The 17,127-nt window shown below is 31.4% G+C and carries 18 protein-coding genes; 11 read left to right on the forward strand and 7 right to left on the reverse strand.

The features are described 5' to 3' along the window. Positions 1-25 precede the first annotated feature (25 nt). Entirely contained in the window at positions 26-2,179 is a 2,154-nt protein-coding gene (locus B4E59_RS08760; protein ID WP_291052530.1) for an OmpA family protein, read from the reverse strand. Positions 2,180-2,468: 289 nt separating this feature from the next. Between B4E59_RS08760 and B4E59_RS08765 the strand changes: the two genes are divergently transcribed. From B4E59_RS08765 to mnmA, 3 genes are all read left to right on the forward strand, one after another. Next, positions 2,469-3,335: a cupin-like domain-containing protein gene (locus B4E59_RS08765; protein ID WP_125350158.1), complete on the forward strand. Its 867-nt coding sequence runs from the start codon at positions 2,469-2,471 to the stop codon at positions 3,333-3,335. Positions 3,336-3,500: 165 nt separating this feature from the next. Next, positions 3,501-4,817: a Na+/H+ antiporter NhaC family protein gene (locus B4E59_RS08770; RefSeq protein ID WP_291052533.1), complete on the forward strand. Its 1,317-nt coding sequence runs from the start codon at positions 3,501-3,503 to the stop codon at positions 4,815-4,817. Between the two features lie 64 nt (positions 4,818-4,881). Next, on the forward strand, positions 4,882-6,075 hold the full coding sequence (mnmA, locus tag B4E59_RS08775; protein ID WP_219034556.1) for a tRNA 2-thiouridine(34) synthase MnmA: 1,194 nt from the start codon (positions 4,882-4,884) through the stop codon (positions 6,073-6,075). Between the two features lie 152 nt (positions 6,076-6,227). Here the strand turns inward: mnmA and B4E59_RS08780 are convergent, their stop codons facing one another. Then, the gene (locus B4E59_RS08780) at positions 6,228-6,458 is read right to left on the reverse strand and encodes a CDGSH iron-sulfur domain-containing protein (protein WP_280037543.1); all 231 of its coding nucleotides are present in this window, start codon (positions 6,456-6,458) and stop codon (positions 6,228-6,230) included. 161 nt (positions 6,459-6,619) lie between these two features. Between B4E59_RS08780 and B4E59_RS08785 the strand changes: the two genes are divergently transcribed. Then, positions 6,620-7,099, forward strand: a complete 480-nt coding sequence (locus B4E59_RS08785) for a GNAT family N-acetyltransferase (protein WP_291052537.1) — start codon at positions 6,620-6,622, stop codon at positions 7,097-7,099. A gap of 56 nt (positions 7,100-7,155) precedes the next feature. Here the strand turns inward: B4E59_RS08785 and B4E59_RS08790 are convergent, their stop codons facing one another. Beyond that, on the reverse strand, positions 7,156-7,500 hold the full coding sequence (locus B4E59_RS08790) for a DUF2071 domain-containing protein (protein ID WP_291052540.1): 345 nt from the start codon (positions 7,498-7,500) through the stop codon (positions 7,156-7,158). Between the two features lie 90 nt (positions 7,501-7,590). On the opposite strand from B4E59_RS08790, the gene B4E59_RS08795 reads away from it, so the two are divergent. Continuing rightward, complete coding sequence (locus B4E59_RS08795; RefSeq protein ID WP_291046974.1) at positions 7,591-8,625, forward strand: alpha/beta hydrolase; 1,035 nt, start codon at positions 7,591-7,593, stop codon at positions 8,623-8,625. A gap of 43 nt (positions 8,626-8,668) precedes the next feature. Here the strand turns inward: B4E59_RS08795 and B4E59_RS08800 are convergent, their stop codons facing one another. Next, a complete protein-coding gene (locus B4E59_RS08800; RefSeq protein ID WP_125350164.1) occupies positions 8,669-9,160 on the reverse strand; it encodes a metallophosphoesterase family protein in 492 nt (163 codons plus the stop codon). Between the two features lie 34 nt (positions 9,161-9,194). On the opposite strand from B4E59_RS08800, the gene truA reads away from it, so the two are divergent. The 4 genes from truA (at position 9,195) to B4E59_RS08820 (ending at position 13,278) form a co-directional block, all read left to right on the forward strand. Next, positions 9,195-9,950: a tRNA pseudouridine(38-40) synthase TruA gene (gene truA, locus B4E59_RS08805; RefSeq protein ID WP_291046972.1), complete on the forward strand. Its 756-nt coding sequence runs from the start codon at positions 9,195-9,197 to the stop codon at positions 9,948-9,950. Continuing rightward, the gene (locus B4E59_RS08810; RefSeq protein ID WP_291052543.1) at positions 9,937-11,697 is read left to right on the forward strand and encodes an ABC transporter ATP-binding protein; all 1,761 of its coding nucleotides are present in this window, start codon (positions 9,937-9,939) and stop codon (positions 11,695-11,697) included. Before truA ends, B4E59_RS08810 begins: the two co-directional genes overlap by 14 nt. A gap of 77 nt (positions 11,698-11,774) precedes the next feature. Further along, positions 11,775-12,191: a hypothetical protein gene (locus tag B4E59_RS08815; protein WP_019976952.1), complete on the forward strand. Its 417-nt coding sequence runs from the start codon at positions 11,775-11,777 to the stop codon at positions 12,189-12,191. Positions 12,192-12,327: 136 nt separating this feature from the next. Continuing rightward, the gene (locus B4E59_RS08820) at positions 12,328-13,278 is read left to right on the forward strand and encodes a LysR substrate-binding domain-containing protein (protein ID WP_038333906.1); all 951 of its coding nucleotides are present in this window, start codon (positions 12,328-12,330) and stop codon (positions 13,276-13,278) included. 56 nt (positions 13,279-13,334) lie between these two features. Here the strand turns inward: B4E59_RS08820 and B4E59_RS08825 are convergent, their stop codons facing one another. After that, entirely contained in the window at positions 13,335-14,453 is a 1,119-nt protein-coding gene (locus tag B4E59_RS08825; protein ID WP_291052546.1) for a calcium:cation antiporter, read from the reverse strand. A gap of 196 nt (positions 14,454-14,649) precedes the next feature. Here B4E59_RS08825 and B4E59_RS08830 point away from each other — a divergent pair, with 196 nt between their 5' ends. After that, positions 14,650-14,961 carry a DUF3817 domain-containing protein gene (locus B4E59_RS08830; protein ID WP_291052549.1) on the forward strand — a complete coding sequence of 104 codons (312 nt, stop codon included), beginning with the start codon at positions 14,650-14,652 and terminating at the stop codon, positions 14,959-14,961. Positions 14,962-14,994: 33 nt separating this feature from the next. Here the strand turns inward: B4E59_RS08830 and B4E59_RS08835 are convergent, their stop codons facing one another. Together B4E59_RS08835 and B4E59_RS08840 are read right to left on the reverse strand one after the other, a co-directional pair. After that, positions 14,995-15,300 (reverse strand): helix-turn-helix domain-containing protein, encoded by a 306-nt coding sequence (locus tag B4E59_RS08835; RefSeq protein ID WP_291052553.1) that lies wholly within the window; start codon positions 15,298-15,300, stop codon positions 14,995-14,997. 12 nt (positions 15,301-15,312) lie between these two features. After that, complete coding sequence (locus B4E59_RS08840; protein ID WP_280062512.1) at positions 15,313-15,741, reverse strand: transposase; 429 nt, start codon at positions 15,739-15,741, stop codon at positions 15,313-15,315. 150 nt (positions 15,742-15,891) lie between these two features. On the opposite strand from B4E59_RS08840, the gene fabV reads away from it, so the two are divergent. Beyond that, entirely contained in the window at positions 15,892-17,094 is a 1,203-nt protein-coding gene (gene fabV, locus B4E59_RS08845) for an enoyl-ACP reductase FabV (protein WP_291052557.1), read from the forward strand. Positions 17,095-17,127: the final 33 nt, after the last annotated feature.

Below are 17,127 nucleotides of genomic sequence, written 5' to 3' on the forward strand. Positions count from 1 at the left end.
GCTTGGTCTTTTTTTGTTACAATAATTATTTTATCTTAAATCTAACTCGTCTATTTTCAAAATTTTTCCAGTCAATACAATTTGCAGCAGGATTGCATTCTTTGTGTTTCAAGTCTGAAAAACCTTTAGCGGAAATTGAAAATCGATTTTTATTTAAGCCTTTTTCTATCAAATAATTCAACACAGCGTTTGCTCTTCGTTGTGATAAATCTATATTGTAAGATTCTGTTCCAACCGCATCTGTATGACCTTCGATAACAAAATGATGTGATGGATTTCGTTTCATAATTGCAACAACTTCATTCAATTTTGGATAATCAATAGCTCTGATTTCAGCTTTATCAAAATCAAATTCGACGGTTTCCATTAAATAATTTGAATAATCTTGAACATAATTTCCAATCTTTTTATCACTCAAATTGCTTTCTGGACAACCATTTCCAAAACGATTTCCTTTTATATACGGACATTCATCTTCGATATCCATCACGCCATCGCCATCTGTATCATAATCATTGTTGTAATTTTCTATATTTCCTTTCTGGATCAATAAATTATAAGGTGTTGAAATGTTAAATTCAGTTCCAATTTTCTCAATTTCTTTTCGATATCGTCCATCTTTTTTGCACATTTCACCGCAACGTTCCTCATCTTTTAAGAGATAATCAATTTTTTGTTTTGCCCAATAAAACTTAATTGCTTCGGTAAATTCACTTGGATTTGGTTGTTTGATTTCAAAATTTTGAGTGAAATTTTGGTTCGATTGATTACCAATAATTTCTATTTTTTTTGGATAACGACGATTACAATCGCGTGAAACAAAATTGACAGAATTTTGAGCTAAATACGTATTGAAATTCTTCGGAAACGTTTCGTTGAGGTTGATTTGGGATGATTGAACTTTAAGATGATAAATAGAAGAATTCAAAACAGCTTGCAGAAATTGTGTTATTTTCTGATTCAATTCTCTTGGTTCATTGACCGTAATCGGAAGCGTTCCTGTTGCTAAACTTATGAAATTCATCGCATGATAGTCCAATTCCTTTCCAATTCCTAATGTTATAAATTGAGTATCTTTTGCATAATTTCGGAGTGAATTGTAAACAGTTTCATTCAAATTCATCGCTCCATCAGAAATAATTGTAATGATTCGTTTATAATTTTTATCAAAAGGATTTTTCTGAATTTGTTTGATTGTTTCATCCAATAATTTTTCGCCAGTTCCATTCAAAGAATTAATTTTTTCTAAAGCTAAATTGATGTTTTCTTTCGTTGGAAATTGAGAAGAATTAAAAATTAATTCATTTTTCGTAGAATAAACCAACACATTAAATTTATCTGTTTCGTTTAGATTTGGAAGAAGTTGATACATCAATTTTTTGGTGGTTTCAATTGGTTGATTCATCATAGAACCAGAAGCATCCAAAACGAACAAAAATTCTCGTGGAGCATTATATTTAGAAGGATTATTTGCAGGTTCAATTGTTCCTAAAATATAATCGCAACCATTTTCAGTAAACGTTTCAATTCCGGTTTGTAGTTCATTTTTTGTATAAGCATATTGAAGAGTTGGAATCTTTTTATCGGAATTTTTTGAAACATAATTTCGATCATCTTCCTTTGAAAATTTTAAATCAGAAACAATTTTTGAAATCGGAAAATTTCCCGAAAGATGAATATCTGAATTTATGTTTTTCGGAAAACCATTCAATTGATTGTTCCAACGATGAATTTGGGTAAAAGATTCTGTTCGTTTCACGATAAATTCTAAAAACGAAACTTGATAATTCAAATTATTTTCTTCAACAATTTTCGAAACTTTTAGCTTAATTTTTAGTGTAGCATGTGCAGGAATTTTTCCTAAATCTAATTGTAAAACTTGATTGTTTTGTTGATTTTTAAAAATAGTTGAAGCATCAATATTTTTTAACTCTTTTCGAATATCTACAATCGATTTGGATTGAATTTCGAAAACTTTATCATTTACAAAAGCTTTTAATTCGTACACATTTTGAGAAGCTTGATAAGGATAAATAAATTTAGCCGAAATATCTTCCGAAGAATTGTTCTGAAAAGTAAAATTATGACTCAAATTACCCAATAAATGATGAAAATTATAGTCATTTTCGAGAGAAATTGCTTCTATTTTTTCAAAATCTTCTTCATTTTGAAGTTCCAAATACGGAAAAATTTGCTGTGCACAACAAAATGTATTCAGTAGAATAAAAAAAATGGAAAAAAATAGATTTTTTGTGTTCAACGAATCGATTTTAAAAATTCAATGTAAAGATAATGAAAGAATTGATGTGTTTTCTATCATCAGTTATAGTAAAGTTCAATGTATATTAAATAAATCATCAAATCAGAAATAATTATTAAATCATATTTAAAAAAGATTGGTTTAATAATTGCTTCTTTCAGATTTAACAAAAAAGTTAAGTAAATTTGCACTTTATTTTACATAAAAGATGAATTTTAATTTCACAGAAGTTGAAAGAGTAGAAAGTATTTCTGCAAAAGATTTTCAGAAATATTACGTTAAACCTCAAAAACCAGTTGTAGTAGAGCGAATTACAGAGGATTGGCCTGCGTACGAAAAGTGGAATTTTGAGTATATAAAACAAGTTGCAGGCAACAAGGTTGTCCCTTTATACAATAATGATCCGGTTGATTATACGAAGAAAGTAAATGAACCAGTAGCAAAGATGAAAATGTCTGAATATGTAGATTTGTTGCAAAGTGAGCCGACAGATTTGCGTATATTTTTGTACAATTTGATGAGTCAAGTTCCGCAATTGCAACAAGATTATAAAATGCCAGATTTGGGTTTGAATCTTTTCAAATCGATGCCAATGTTATTTTTTGGAGGTGAAGGATCGAATGTTTTTATGCATTATGATATCGATTTAGCGAATATTTTGCATTTCCATTTTGCAGGAAAAAAACGTTGTATTATTGTTCCGCCAAAGGATTCGAAATACATGTACAAAATTCCGCATTCGGTAATTTGTAGAGAAGATATTGATTTTGATAATCCTGATTTTGATAAATGGCCAGCGCTGAAAAATATAAATCCGATGGTTGCAGACCTAAAACACGGAGAAATGCTTTATATGCCAGAAGGTTGGTGGCATTATATGAAATATTTGACGCCAGGTTTTTCGATGAGTTTGCGTTCGTTGGCACATAAACCAAAAAATTTGTCCGAAGCGATTTATAACATATTTTTGATGCGTACATACGATAATGTGATGCGAAAAATAAAAGGTAAAACTTGGATTGAAGAAAAAAATGAGCGCGCAATTACACAAACAAATAAATTAATTGCGAAATAAAAATACAGTTTTTAGAAAATTTTTCTAAATGAAGGAATATCTTTCGAAAGATGTTCCTTTTTTTATTCTACTGTCCTAAAAACTTATAAATCAATAAATATTTGATTTTCATGTTTTAAAATTTCGATAGATATTTGCAGAATATTTTTCTGAATTTTTAGTAATATGATCATAAAAAAAGGAAATTTTTGGGCTTTATTGCCTTTAATCATTTTCATACTTGTCTATTTTTCGGCATCTATTTATCTGAACGATTTTTATTCTGTTCCAGCATTGGTTGTTTTCATGTTAGCATTAGTAATTGCATTTGTTCAATTCCCTAAGGTTTCATTTCATACGAAAGCCGAGGCTTTTTGTAAGAATGCGGGTGAAGAAACCATTATGTTGATGATTTTAATTTTTCTTCTCGCTGGAGCGTTTGGAAGTTTAGGATCTACAATTGGTGCTGTAGAATCAACAGTGAATTTATTTTTGAATTATCTTCCTTCTTCCTTTATTGTAGCAGGTTTCTTTTTGTTATCTTGTTTTATTGCGACGGCTTTGGGAACATCGGTTGGAACAATTGTAACTGTTGCGCCGATTGCAGTGCAAATGGATAAAATGATTCCAGGTTCTATGCCAATTTTGTTAGGAGCAGTAGTTGGTGGAGCGATGTTTGGCGATAATTTATCATTTATTTCTGATACAACAATTGCTGCAACACGTACGCAAGAAGTGAGCATGAAATCTAAATTTAAAACTAATTTTCGAATAGTAGTTCCAGCAGCTATTGTTTCGACGATTATATATTTTTCACTTTCTCAACATTTTGACACAACCAATTTTCAAGGAAAACAGTTAGATTTTGACTTGATTTTAATCTTACCTTATCTATTAGTTTTTGGACTAGCAATGTCTGGAATTAATGTGATTTGGGCTTTAATTGTAGGAATTCTTTCGTTTCTTGGAATTGGTTTGTTCTATTCTGGTGTTCCTTTACTAGACTTAGTTTCTTCTATTAATGAAGGTTTTAAAGGAATGTTTGAGTTGAGTATTATTTGTTTAATTATTGGTGGAATTGTTGGAATTATTCGTTTGAATGGTGGATTAGATTTTATCATTTATCATCTAACCAAAAATATTAAAACAAAACGTCAGGCTGAGATGAGTATTGCGTCGCTTACAGCTTTGGCGAATGCTTGTTTGGCAAATAACACGATTACAATTTTGATTTGTGGTAAAATTGCAAAAGATATTTCTGATCATCATTATTTAGAGGGAAAACGTGTGGCAAGTATTTTGGATACGGTTTCGTGTTTTGTACAAGGAATCTTACCTTATGGTGCGCAAGTTTTGGCAGCGGTTGCAGCTGCAAATACAATTTCAAGTGCAACAAAGGTTTCTTCGGTTGATGTGTTATCTAACTTATATTATCCATTTTTAACTGGAATTTGTACGCTTATTTTTATCTTATTTTTTCAGCCAAAATCATTCAAAAAATAGATTGATGTATGATATTCATTCGTCGAATATTATTTTATAACTTTGTAGACTGAAATTTTTTAAGATGAAAAGAGTTGTCGTAGGACTTTCTGGAGGAGTAGATTCAAGTGTTACAGCCTATTTGCTAAAAGAGCAAGGCTATGATGTGATCGGATTATTTATGCGTAATTGGAACGATGCATCGGTAACGTTGGAAGATGAATGCCCATGGATAGAAGATAGTGCAGACGCTTTGTTGGTAGCTAAAAAATTAGATATTCCTTTTCAGGTAATTGATATGTCTGATTCGTACAAAGAACGTATTGTAGATTATATGTTCAATGAATACGAGCAAGGAAGAACACCAAATCCTGATGTGTTGTGTAACCGAGAAATTAAGTTCGATTTGTTTTTGAAAACAGCTTTAGAACTTGGTGCAGATTATGTAGCAACAGGGCATTATGCACGAAAAACTTCTACAATTGATGAAAATGGAAAAGAGATTTTTCAATTGTTAAAAGGTAACGATAACAATAAAGATCAATCGTATTTCTTGTGTCAATTGTCGCAAGATCAATTAAGCAAAGCATTATTCCCAATTGGAGATATAGAAAAACCAGAAGTAAGAAGAATTGCGCAAGAGCAAGGCTTGGTTACAGCGAATAAGAAAGATTCGCAAGGTTTATGTTTTATTGGAAAAGTTAGTTTACCTGAATTTTTGCAACAACAATTAAAACCAAAAGAAGGTGTAATTGTAGAAATAGCCAAAGATTGGAACGGATATAAAAGAGAAATTCCAACTTTTGAAAATAAATATGAAGCATTAGATTTCGAAGCAAAAGGTTTCTCATACAAACAAGAAGACGGAGATATTGTAGGTAAACATCAAGGCGCACATTATTTCACTCGCGGTCAACGAAAAGGATTGGGAGTTGGAGGAAAAGTAGAACCTTTGTTTATTATTGATACAGATGTAGAGACTAATGTTATTTACACAGGTCAAGGCGCTGATCATTCAGGTTTATTGAAGAAAGCATTGTTTATAAAAGAAGAGGAAGTACATTGGGTTCGCGAAGATTTAACTTTGAAAACCGACGAAACAATGGAAGTGATGGCGCGTATTCGTTACCGCCAACCTTTGCAAAGAGCAATTTTACACAAAGCTGAAAACGGAATGTATGTTGAATTTGAAAACCCTCAATCTGCAATTACAGAAGGTCAATTCTGTGCTTGGTATGTTGAAGACGAACTTTTAGGCTCTGGTGTAATTAATAATTAAAAAATATAAACATCATTATTATATTGAACGCTCAAGATTTTCTTGAGCGTTTTATGTTAATATCATTTATTAAAAAAAAATCCTTTTACTTTTTGTTGCTTTGGTAAACCATCTTGAAATCTCATCTAAGCATGTGTTCCATCACAAAAAGACTAATTAAAAGATTGTCCACAACGGCAAAGATAAGTTGTATCTTTTGCTTCAAATTTTTCTCCTTCTTGGTAATTGACAGAAATTCCTTGCTGATTTGGAATGATAAACTGCTGAACAATTTTAGGCTTTCCGTGCAAGATATAAGGTCCATTTTCTGTGATTTCTATATAGATACCATCTGTATTTTGACTTGTTCCTATTTGAATATTTAACTTGTTTTGATCATCCATAATTGTAGATTTAGACTGATATTTACTACAATTTAAAAACTATTTTGGTTAGAATGAGTTTAAATTTTGTGCAGTAATTGACTATAATTTAATAGATAAAGGTTGTTGTTTTTACATAGGATTTAGAATGTTTTGATTACTTTTATTTGAAAATAATGATTATGCCAACAATTCAACTCAAACATACAGAAATTAAACATCACAATGCTTTGTTATATCATTTACCAGAAGATCAAATTTCTTTTACAGCCTTACCTAGCGAGACTTTTGAGCGTTTGAAATTACGCACAGATGGACATGCAAAACCAAATACAATTTTGTTAGATGATGAACCAATTGGTTTTTTCGTGTTAGACTATGGTGACGATAAATTGGAGATGACGAATAATACGAATTCGTTGTTGTTGCGTTCTTTATCAATAAACCCTGAGTTTCAAGGAAAAGGTTACGGAAAAATTTCGATGAGTTTGATGGATGATTTTGTAAAAGATAATTTTCCAACAATTGATGAATTGGTTTTAGCGGTTAATTTCAAAAATAAATCAGCATATGATTTGTATCTAAAAGTCGGTTATATAGATGACGGTTCTCAACGTGAATGGTTCAATGGAATGCAACATTTGTTGAAGAAGAAAATTTAATTGTTAAACTCTTTCTTTCTCCCAAGCGACAACTTGCACACCTTCTGAATAATGCATTAAATCTGGTCTCGAACCGATGAAAAATAAACACCAGATTTTCCATTTTTTGTGAGATACGTTCTCAAATTAATTTCGTCAAAATCAGAAGTAGGAGAGAGTGTAGGCAAAAAACGAGGTCGAATTTTTTCCATTGTAAATGCGATAATTGAGACCCAATCAGAATCATTTATTTCATCAATTTCTAAATCTTTTGGAACTAATTCTCTCAAAATTTCTTTGTCAATTTTGTAATGAAAAAATAACGCTCTATTCCATTCTTGATAATATTTCCATCGTTTTGTTGGATCATTCCAAGCACGATGATTTGTTTCGTCTAAAATTTGTTTGATTGTATATTTCACTTAAAACCTTGTTAAACTTATGGTTGAAGGTACAAAATCTATTGCGAAATAAAGAAAATTGTAGTTACTTCGCATACCAATTTTTATCATATGAAAAACTTGTTTTATATCTTCGTGATTAGTTTTTTAACGTCATGTGCAGCAATACATAATGTGCCAACCTCTCAGAATCCAAATAATTTTATTCAACCAAATACAACAAGTTCTTTTGTGGATCAAAACGGAAATTTTTACCCAGATAATTGGTTGAAATCGTATGGTAAACCTCCTAAAAATGCAAGTCGTAGAGATTATTCATTAATGAAAATTGCGACTGAAAGCAATTTTCAAAATCAATTAACTTCTTATGAAAGTTTGCGTTTGAAAAATATCGAAAAAAGAGTTAAAAATAAGAAACGTGTCATCATTTTTGTGCATGGAATTGATAATGATTATTTGTTTAGCCTGAAAAATTACAATAAAGCCAAAACTTATATGAATATTAATTCTTCGAATGATGAGGTGATTAATTTTTATTGGGATGGATTGGTGAACGAGAGTCTTTTTGGTACTGCAAAAGTTTGGGTAAGTGCAACGACAAATAGCCAAATGGCGGGTGTTTTCGGGCTTCGTAGAATTTTGAATGTCATTCATAACAAAGACGTTTATTTGATTTCGCATAGTCGTGGCGCATCGGTTGTTTTGAGCTCGTTGGTGAATCCTTCGTTGCGTGAAAGTGAGATAAAACGTGCTGAAACTGCGCATCATGTCGATTTTACGAATGCAGAAACTTTGTTAGAAAATAATAATAAAATTTACAGCATTATGTTGGCGCCTGCGATTGGAAAAGTTGATTTCACATTGGATAATAATCAATTAAAAACCTTTACACCTCAGTTAAAACGCATGCATATCACGATAAATAATACGGATTATGTATTAGGGAAAGGAAAGATTGGGGTTTTATCTCGAAGTTTGATTGCGACAGATTTTGGTTACAAAAAAGATTTATATGATGAGCTTTCTAAAAATTATACATTCTTAGAAGAAACAGATTTTTCTGGACAAGATTCGCACGAATTTAGAGAATATATCACTAATTCGAAGTTTGTTACTATTCTGAAAGAATTCAAGTTAGCGAAATAAAGCGAAATGCGAACTTCGAATCTCGAAATGCGAGATTCGAAAATCATTTCTTAAATTCAATCACTTCCAAATTTTCAATTTTTCCTTTATTCAACTCAAACCGTAACATTGTACGAACTTTCTGAAAACCGTGTTTACCAACTGCGCCAGGGTTCATGTGAATTAACCCTAATTGTTTATCAGGCATTACTTTTAGAATGTGTGAATGTCCACAAATAAATAATTTTGGAGGATTTTCTGTGATTTCTTTTCGTATTGTAGGATTATATTTCCCTGGATAACCGCCAATATGTGTTATCCAAACATCAACACCTTCTAACGTAAATCTGTTGTTGAGCGGAAATTCTGCGCGCGCTTTATTATCATCAATATTTCCATAAACAGCACGCAAAGGTTTTATTTCAGCTAATTTATCGGTTACAGAAATATCGCCAATATCGCCAGCATGCCAAATTTCGTCTGCTTGTTGCGCATATTCCAAAATTCTATCGTCGATATAAGAATGCGTGTCCGAAAGTAAAAGAATTTTCTTCAAAAGGTTGTATTTTTGTTGCTCAAATTTACAACAATTGCGATATTTTTTAGAATTAGCATACAACGGAAAAAATTATTTTGGTTATCAAATTCAACCCAATCAAATTTCGGTTCAAGAAGTTATTGAAGATAGATTGTCTAAAATCTTAAGAAAAGAAATTTCGATTGTCGGAGCAGGGCGTACAGATTCTGGTGTTCATGCGAAAAAGATGTTTATTCATTTTGATTATGAAGAAGAATTATCGGTTGATATAATCAAAAAGTTAAATTCTTTTTTACCAAAGGACATCGCTGCTTATCGTTTATTTTTGATGGATGATGAAGCGCATGCTCGTTTTGATGCAATTTCACGTTCTTACAATTATTTTATTTCACCTTTCAAAGATCCTTTCGCGTTTGATAGTGCTTGGATTTTTAATCGAGAATTGGATATTGAAAAAATGAATGAAGCAGCAAAATTGTTAATTAAGCAAGGAGATTTCGGAAGTTTTGCTAAATTACATACCGATGTGAAAACAAATATTTGTGATGTGAGAGAGGCTTTTTGGCGCAAAAATGAAAACGGACAATTGGTTTTTCAAATCACTGCCGATCGTTTTTTACGAAATATGGTGCGCGCAATTGTTGGAACATTGGTTGAAGTTGGATTAGGAAGAATTTCTATCCACGATTTTGAAGAAATTATTGAACAAAAACAACGTTCTTCGGCAGGAGCTTCGGCACCAGCGCAAGGATTGTATTTGGTAGATGTTCAATATCCAAAAGAATTATTTAAAAATGAGTTCAAATAACGAGAATACATCGTTTGATTTTAATGGATTAAAACGTGTTTTACAAATCGGAGCACAAAGCAAAGTGATGTTTTGGTCGGTGGTTTTTGTAGCGGTTTTTAGTGCGTGTTTTTCTGTTTATCGTCCGTATTTAACGGGAAATATCATCGATGATTATATTCAGACAAAAGATTTACCAGGACTTCAAATGCAAATCGTGAAACTATCTTTGGTATTAGTTTTCGAAGGAATTTTGTCTTTTTTTATGGTTTATTTAGCGAATGTTGTTGCACAGCGAGTTATCCGTTTGTTGCGTGTTCGTTTGTATAATCATTTGATAAAATTCAAGCTTGGTTATTTCGATAAAACGCCAAATGGCGTTTTGGTGACGCGTTCAGTTTCTGATATTGAAACGATTGCAGAGGTTTTCAACGACGGAATTTTAGTGATGTTAGGCGATGTATTGAAAATCGTTTTCATCGTTTTTGTGATGTATTGGATGAACTGGGTTTTGGCAACGGTTGTGATTGTGATTCTTCCGTTGATGATGATTATTACACGATTATTCCAAAAAGCATTGAAAAATGTATACCAAGAAGAACGTACAATTGTGGCGAAATTAAATACGTTTGTGCAAGAACGATTAACAGGAATGAATATTATTCAGGTTTTTAATCGTCAGCAAGCAGAATACAATAAATTCGTTTCGATTAATAATGATTTAAAGAAAAACTATCTAAAAACAGTTTTCTATTTTTCATTAATGTTTCCTGTTGTCGATATTATTTCGGCTTTAGCAACGGGAAGTTTGATTTGGTTTGGAGGGCTTAGAACAGCTCTTTATGGAGATGTTTCTGTCGGAGATTTGATTGCTTTTACACAATATGTTACGTTGTTAACTGCTCCAATGCGTGCAATAGCAGAGCGTTTCAATACGATTCAGCGTGGTTTGGTAGGAGCGGATCGTGTGTTCAAAATTATTGATGATGATCAAACTTTACCAGATAATGGAACAATAAAATTAGATCATGTAAAAGGTAAAATCGATTTTGAAAATGTGAAGTTTTCTTATGTTCCGAATAATTTGGTTTTGAAAGGAATTTCTTTTTCGACAAAACCAGGTGAAAAAATTGCAATTGTAGGTGCCACAGGTGCAGGAAAATCTACTATAATTAATTTATTGAGTCGTTTTTATGACATAGATTCTGGAACAATTAAAATAGATGATGTAAATATTCATGATATGGAATTGAAGAATTTACGTCAACACGTTGCAGTTGTTTTGCAGGATGTTTTCTTGTTTAATACAACGATTTATGACAATATTGTTTTAGGTAATAAAGATATTTCGTTGGAAGAAGTACAAAATGCTGCGAAAATTATTGGAATTGATAATTTTATCATGTCATTACCAAAAGGCTATTACAGTGAGGTAAGCGAGCGTGGTTCGACACTTTCTGTAGGTCAACGTCAATTGATTTCGTTTTTGAGAGCGTATATTTACAATCCAGAGATTTTGGTTTTAGATGAAGCAACTTCTTCTATTGATACAGAGTCGGAAGAATTGATACAAAAAGCAACGGATAAGCTAACACAAGGTAGAACTTCTATCATTATTGCGCATCGTTTGGCGACGATTCAAAATGCAGATAAAATTATTGTGATGGATAATGGAATGATTGTTGAGCAAGGTACACATAGCGAATTGTTAGCTCAGAAAGGTTATTATGCCAATTTATATGAAGTCCAATTCTCGAAAGAAAATTAAAAATTTAACAGAAATAAATTGTTAGATTTGATTAACTTGAACAATCAATAATATTAACTTTAAAAATCTAATTAAAAATGAAAAAATTATTTTTAGCCGCTGCAGTATTAGGTGTGGTTTCTTTATCTTCTTGTAAATCTGAAAAAGAAAAAGTAGATGCAAAAGTAGAAAATACACAAGAAAATGTAGCTGAAACTGTAACTGACCAAGTAGAAGCCGGAAAAGAAACAATGGACAAAGTAGCTGATATCGCAAAAGACTTTCCAACTTTTTCTAGTCCGGAAGCAAATGATTGGGCAAAAAGATATGGAGAATTAGCAGGAGAAATGAAAGTTGCTGCTACAGCCGGTGATCAAGCTAAATTAGCTGACTTAACTAAAAAAGCGGTTGACTTATCTACAGAGTTACAAAAAATAACTCAAAAATTGTCTCCTGAAGATGCAAAGAAATTGCAAGAGTGGTCAGCAGAAATCCAAAAACAATTAACAAAATAAGTTTACTTATTTTTACATGATAAGCTCGAATAAATTCGAGCTTTTTTTATGGATTAAATTATGATTTAAGATATAGATTGATAATATAATAATGTATATCTTTATCACAAAAATTTATAGATATCAATTTTTATATATGACATTAGTACAATTACAATATGTGCTGGCAGTGGCTGAGCATAAGAACTTTACAATTGCTGCTGATAAATCCTTTGTAACTCAACCAACATTGAGTATGCAGATTCAGAAATTGGAAAAAGAATTGAATATTGATATTTTCGATAGAACATCGCATCCAATCAAAATCACTCAAATTGGAGAGAAAATTGTTGCGCAAGCAAAAACAATTTTAATGGAAGCTAACCGAATGAAACACTTGGTAAACGAAGAAAAAGGTTTGTTAGAAGGTGATTTCATTATTGGTGTTATTCCTACTGTTTTACCTTCTTTGGTACCATTATTTTATAAAACATTTCAGAAAAATAATCCGAAATCGAATCTTATTATCAAAGAATTGCAAACGGATAAAATTATAAAAGGAATAAAAGATGGTTCGTTGGATTTTGGTATTGTGGTTTCGCCACTTTTCGAAGATCAAATTATCGAAAAACCTCTTTATTATGAACCATTGGTGGCTTATGTACCAAACGGGCATCGCTTATCTGACAAAGATAAAATCAATGAAGATGATCTAAACACTTCTGATTTATTAATCTTGCAAGAAGGACATTGTTTCAGAAATAATGTGTTGGCTTTATGTGATACTTCTAATCTGAAAAATCGTCCGATTAAGTTAGATTCAGGAAGTTTTGAAGCCTTAGTTAAATTAGCAAATGATGGATATGGAATGACCTTGTTGCCTGCTTTGGTTGCAGATGATTTGCCACAAGAGTATAAGAAATTTGTTAAAAACTTTGAGTCGCCAGTTCCAACACGTGAAGTTTCGTTAATTTTTCATCAATCTCAATTAAGAGATTCTTTCGAGAAAGAATTAATCAATACAATTCAAAGTATTTTGAGAGGAAAAATATTCTTAGAAAAAGATCAAAAGTTAGATTCGAATATGGTTTCTTTACCAAAAAAATAATAAAAAACGACTCAAAATTAAATTTTGAGTCGTTTTTTTATGTCTTTAAATTTCCTTTAAGGAACTATTGTTGTAAATAAATACGTAGCAAAAAGTGTTAATAAAACAATTCCTTGCTGAATATTTGTTCGACCAGAATTTAATGATAAATAAACAGTGAATAAGGATAATACTAATAAGATAGATGATTTTGCATCTATTCCTAATGTTACTTCTAGTCCTGTAAAATAACATACGATTGCTACAGCAGGAATTGTTAATCCAATTGATGCTAAAGCAGAGCCTAAAGCCAAGTTAAGGCTTGTTTGTAAACGGTCTTGTTTTGCGGCTTTATATGCGGCTAAACCTTCTGGTAATAAGATAACTACGGCAATTATAATTCCCACCAATGATTTTGGAGCACCTAAATCCATCACAATTGTTTCGATGGTTGGCGATAATTTTTTTGATAATAAAACAACTGCACACAAAGCAACTAATAATAAAACTAAACTCGAGATTGTAGTCAATAAATTTGGTTTTTCGACATGTAATTCTGATGTCACATTATCTTTGCTAGTTTGCGGTAAGAAATAATCGCGATGACGAATGGTTTGGACAGAAATAAATCCGCCATATAAAATAAGAGAAATAATTGCGACAAAGATTAACTGGGAAGAAGAGAATTCACCTCCTTTTTCTGATGTCAAAAAATTTGGTAAAACCAAGGTCAATATAGATATTGCAACTAAAGTAATTAAAGCAGTTGAAACACCTTGTTTGATAAAGTTCTGTTCTCTATAACGAACTCCTCCAGCCAATAAACAGATTCCGATAATTCCGGTAAGAATAATCATTACAGCAGCAAAAACGGTATCTCTTGCCAAAACAGAAGGGAAGCCGGTAGGTTCGGACATCATTAATGAAACAATTAGCGAAACTTCTATAACTGTAATAGCTAAAGCCAATATAATGGTTCCGAAAGGTTCTCCAACTTTATGCGCTACAACTTCTGCGTGATGTACAGCTGATAAAACAGCTGAAATTAAAATGATTCCTAAGACTCCAGAAAACCACATCTGATCTTTAAATCCTTCGGCTATAGTTAATGAAAATATGGCAAGAATGGGACAGATGATTGTCCAGTAGGGTAAAGCTAAATTGAATTTTTTTGAAAGAAAATTATCTACGTGCATTAATTATGAGGTTTTGGATTTTTACAAATTTAATAAATAATATTGATAATTATTATGTATGATTATCATAAATAGTAATAATTATAACATTTAATTATCATAAATATTAATAGTTATTTCAATAATTGAGTAAAAATAGCCTTTTTAACTAATGATTATCATACCTCTACTATCAATAAACGATTAAATTTGCAAAATGTTAAACGTATCTGACGAAAAGTTAAAAAAATGGTTTAGCACATCATGTGTGTGGGAAACGATAAGTTGTACGCTCTTATTTTTGGTCGCAATGCCAATTAAATATCAGTTTGGTTATGTATTGCCAATGCCATTTACCGGTTGTTTTCACGGTTTTTGGTTTACAGCTTACTTGATTTTACTTTTTAGAGTCAGAAGAATATATAAATGGGACGACGAAGACTTTATCATTTATGTGATGTACGCATTTATTCCGTTTGCAACTTTAGCGGTACATAAAGTAATAAAAGAGGATAAAAATAATAGATAAATAAAAAAAACGGTTTCTTTTTGAAACCGTTTTTTAATACCCATATATTTTACGCCATTTAGCTACAGTATTTCGACTGATTTTAAACTTATCAGCAGTAAAAGTATTGGTGTAATTATTTTTTTGCTGAATTTTTAAAATCTCTAAAACAGAATTCAAATCATAAGATTTATGCTTTTGATTTTCGGATGTTTTGTTTGCATTCAGTATTTCTGATACTTTCATGATATCCAAAACATTCATATTCTTTTTTAACAATTTTTTTGTCTGTTCTATTTTTTCAGGGAAATTGCGTTTAATAATGTCTTGATAGATTTTTTGGTAGTTTGGTTTTTCCATAGTGAGTAAGATTTAATTTTGTGGTAGGTATTTTTTTATCCAATTATGAATGGTATTTTTAGGGATATTGTATTCATTCGAAATTTCTTGAATTTTCTTTTTTTCTTCAGTGTATAAATTCAATACAAAATCTATAATCTCTTTTGTATACACACTTTTGCGATAATTTGGTAAAACAGAGCTTTTAGGGGATGTTGAAGTTGAAGCGTTTTTTCCAACAGGAGCAAATAAAATAATGTGTTGCGTATAAATTCTAAAAAAATCATATTCCAATAACTTCGACCATTTTAATAAATCGTCTGTTTGTATACTTTTACTTAAATATTGAGCATTAATTTCTTTTTCAGAATAAGTTTTGAAGAAACTTTTGATACGGGATATATCAATTCCAAGTTCGTCGACTCTTTTTTTGATTAAAGAGCCTATGTGAATATCTTTCATAGGTAAGTAGGTTATGAGTAATCGTAAATATAGGAAATTGAAATCAGTTTTCCTATTAATTATCTCAAAAATAGAATGATTTTATGTACATAAAGATCGTTTCGTTATATAGAATTTATTTTATAAATTTATGCGACTAAATTAAGTATAATGATTATTCAACCAAGAACAAGAGGTTTTATTTGCATTACGACTCATCCTGAGGGAACTGCAAAAAATGTTCACAATCAAATTGAGTACGTAAAATCAAAAAATATTTCAGCCGAAGGACCAAAAAAAGTATTGGTAATTGGAGCTTCGACAGGTTTTGGTCTGTCATCTCGTATTACAGCTGCTTTTGGATATAATGCTGCAACAATAGGTGTTTTTTTCGAAAAACCTGCTGCACCAAGAAAACCGGGAACTGCGGGTTGGTACAACACAGCTGCTTTTGAAAAAGAAGCACACGAAGCTGGTTTGTATGCAAAAAGTATTAATGGAGATGCTTTTTCTGATGAGATTAAACAACAAACGATTGATTTAATCAAACAAGATTTAGGTCAAGTAGATTTAGTGGTTTACAGTTTAGCTTCGCCACGTCGTACACACCCAAAAACAGGTGTTGCGTATTCATCAGTTCTTAAACCAATTGGAGAACCATTTACAAATAAAACAGTAGATTTTCATACAGCAGAAGTAACAGATATTACAATTGATCCGATTGAATCTCAAGAAGAAATTGATAATACAATTGCTGTAATGGGAGGTGAAGATTGGAAATTTTGGATGGAAGATTTGAAAGCTGCTGGTGTTTTAGCTGAAGGTGTAAAAACTGTTGCTTATTCTTACATTGGGCCAGAATTGACTCATAGAATTTATAAAGATGGATCGATTGGTATGGCTAAAAACGATTTAGAAAAAACGGTTCCAGTTATCAACGAATTATTGTCAGATTTGAATGGTGTTTCTTACGTTTCTGTAAACAAAGCTTTGGTAACACAGTCTAGTTCTGCGATTCCAGTTGTGCCATTATATATTTCGTTATTGTACAAAGTAATGAAAGCAAAAGGAATTCATGAAGGTACAATCGAGCAAATGCAACGTTTGTTTGCAGAGCGCTTGTATACTGCAAATGGAGAAGTTCCTTTGGATGAAAATGGACGTATTCGTATTGATGATTTGGAAATGCGTGAAGATGTACAAAAAGAAGTGGATGATTTGTGGAAAATTGTAACTTCTGAGAATATTAAAGAAATTTCTGATATCAAAGGTTATCATGATGAATTCTTACAGTTGTTTGGATTTAGTTTTGATGAAATTGATTATGATGCTGATACAAACGAATTGGTAGCAGTTCCAAGTATTGAAGAATAAGAAGATCATTTCAATTGTAACGTCCTGAAAAAA

The organism is Empedobacter sp. UBA2044 (assembly GCF_002333005.1).
Taxonomy (GTDB): Bacteria; Bacteroidota; Bacteroidia; order Flavobacteriales; family Weeksellaceae; genus Empedobacter; species Empedobacter falsenii_B.

Coding starts and splice junctions, on each gene's coding strand:
- B4E59_RS08825 (WP_291052546.1), bottom strand. CDS start 14,453: ATGCACGTAGATAATTTTCTTTCAAAAAAATTCAATTTAGCTTTACCC.
- B4E59_RS08840 (WP_280062512.1), bottom strand. CDS start 15,741: ATGAAAGATATTCACATAGGCTCTTTAATCAAAAAAAGAGTCGACGAA.
- B4E59_RS08770 (WP_291052533.1), top strand. CDS start 3,501: ATGATCATAAAAAAAGGAAATTTTTGGGCTTTATTGCCTTTAATCATT.
- B4E59_RS08785 (WP_291052537.1), top strand. CDS start 6,620: ATGCCAACAATTCAACTCAAACATACAGAAATTAAACATCACAATGCT.
- B4E59_RS08795 (WP_291046974.1), top strand. CDS start 7,591: ATGAAAAACTTGTTTTATATCTTCGTGATTAGTTTTTTAACGTCATGT.
- B4E59_RS08830 (WP_291052549.1), top strand. CDS start 14,650: ATGTTAAACGTATCTGACGAAAAGTTAAAAAAATGGTTTAGCACATCA.
- B4E59_RS08765 (WP_125350158.1), top strand. CDS start 2,469: ATGAATTTTAATTTCACAGAAGTTGAAAGAGTAGAAAGTATTTCTGCA.
- B4E59_RS08810 (WP_291052543.1), top strand. CDS start 9,937: ATGAGTTCAAATAACGAGAATACATCGTTTGATTTTAATGGATTAAAA.
- B4E59_RS08835 (WP_291052553.1), bottom strand. CDS start 15,300: ATGGAAAAACCAAACTACCAAAAAATCTATCAAGACATTATTAAACGC.
- B4E59_RS08780 (WP_280037543.1), bottom strand. CDS start 6,458: ATGGATGATCAAAACAAGTTAAATATTCAAATAGGAACAAGTCAAAAT.
- mnmA (WP_219034556.1), top strand. CDS start 4,882: ATGAAAAGAGTTGTCGTAGGACTTTCTGGAGGAGTAGATTCAAGTGTT.
- B4E59_RS08820 (WP_038333906.1), top strand. CDS start 12,328: ATGACATTAGTACAATTACAATATGTGCTGGCAGTGGCTGAGCATAAG.
- B4E59_RS08815 (WP_019976952.1), top strand. CDS start 11,775: ATGAAAAAATTATTTTTAGCCGCTGCAGTATTAGGTGTGGTTTCTTTA.
- fabV (WP_291052557.1), top strand. CDS start 15,892: ATGATTATTCAACCAAGAACAAGAGGTTTTATTTGCATTACGACTCAT.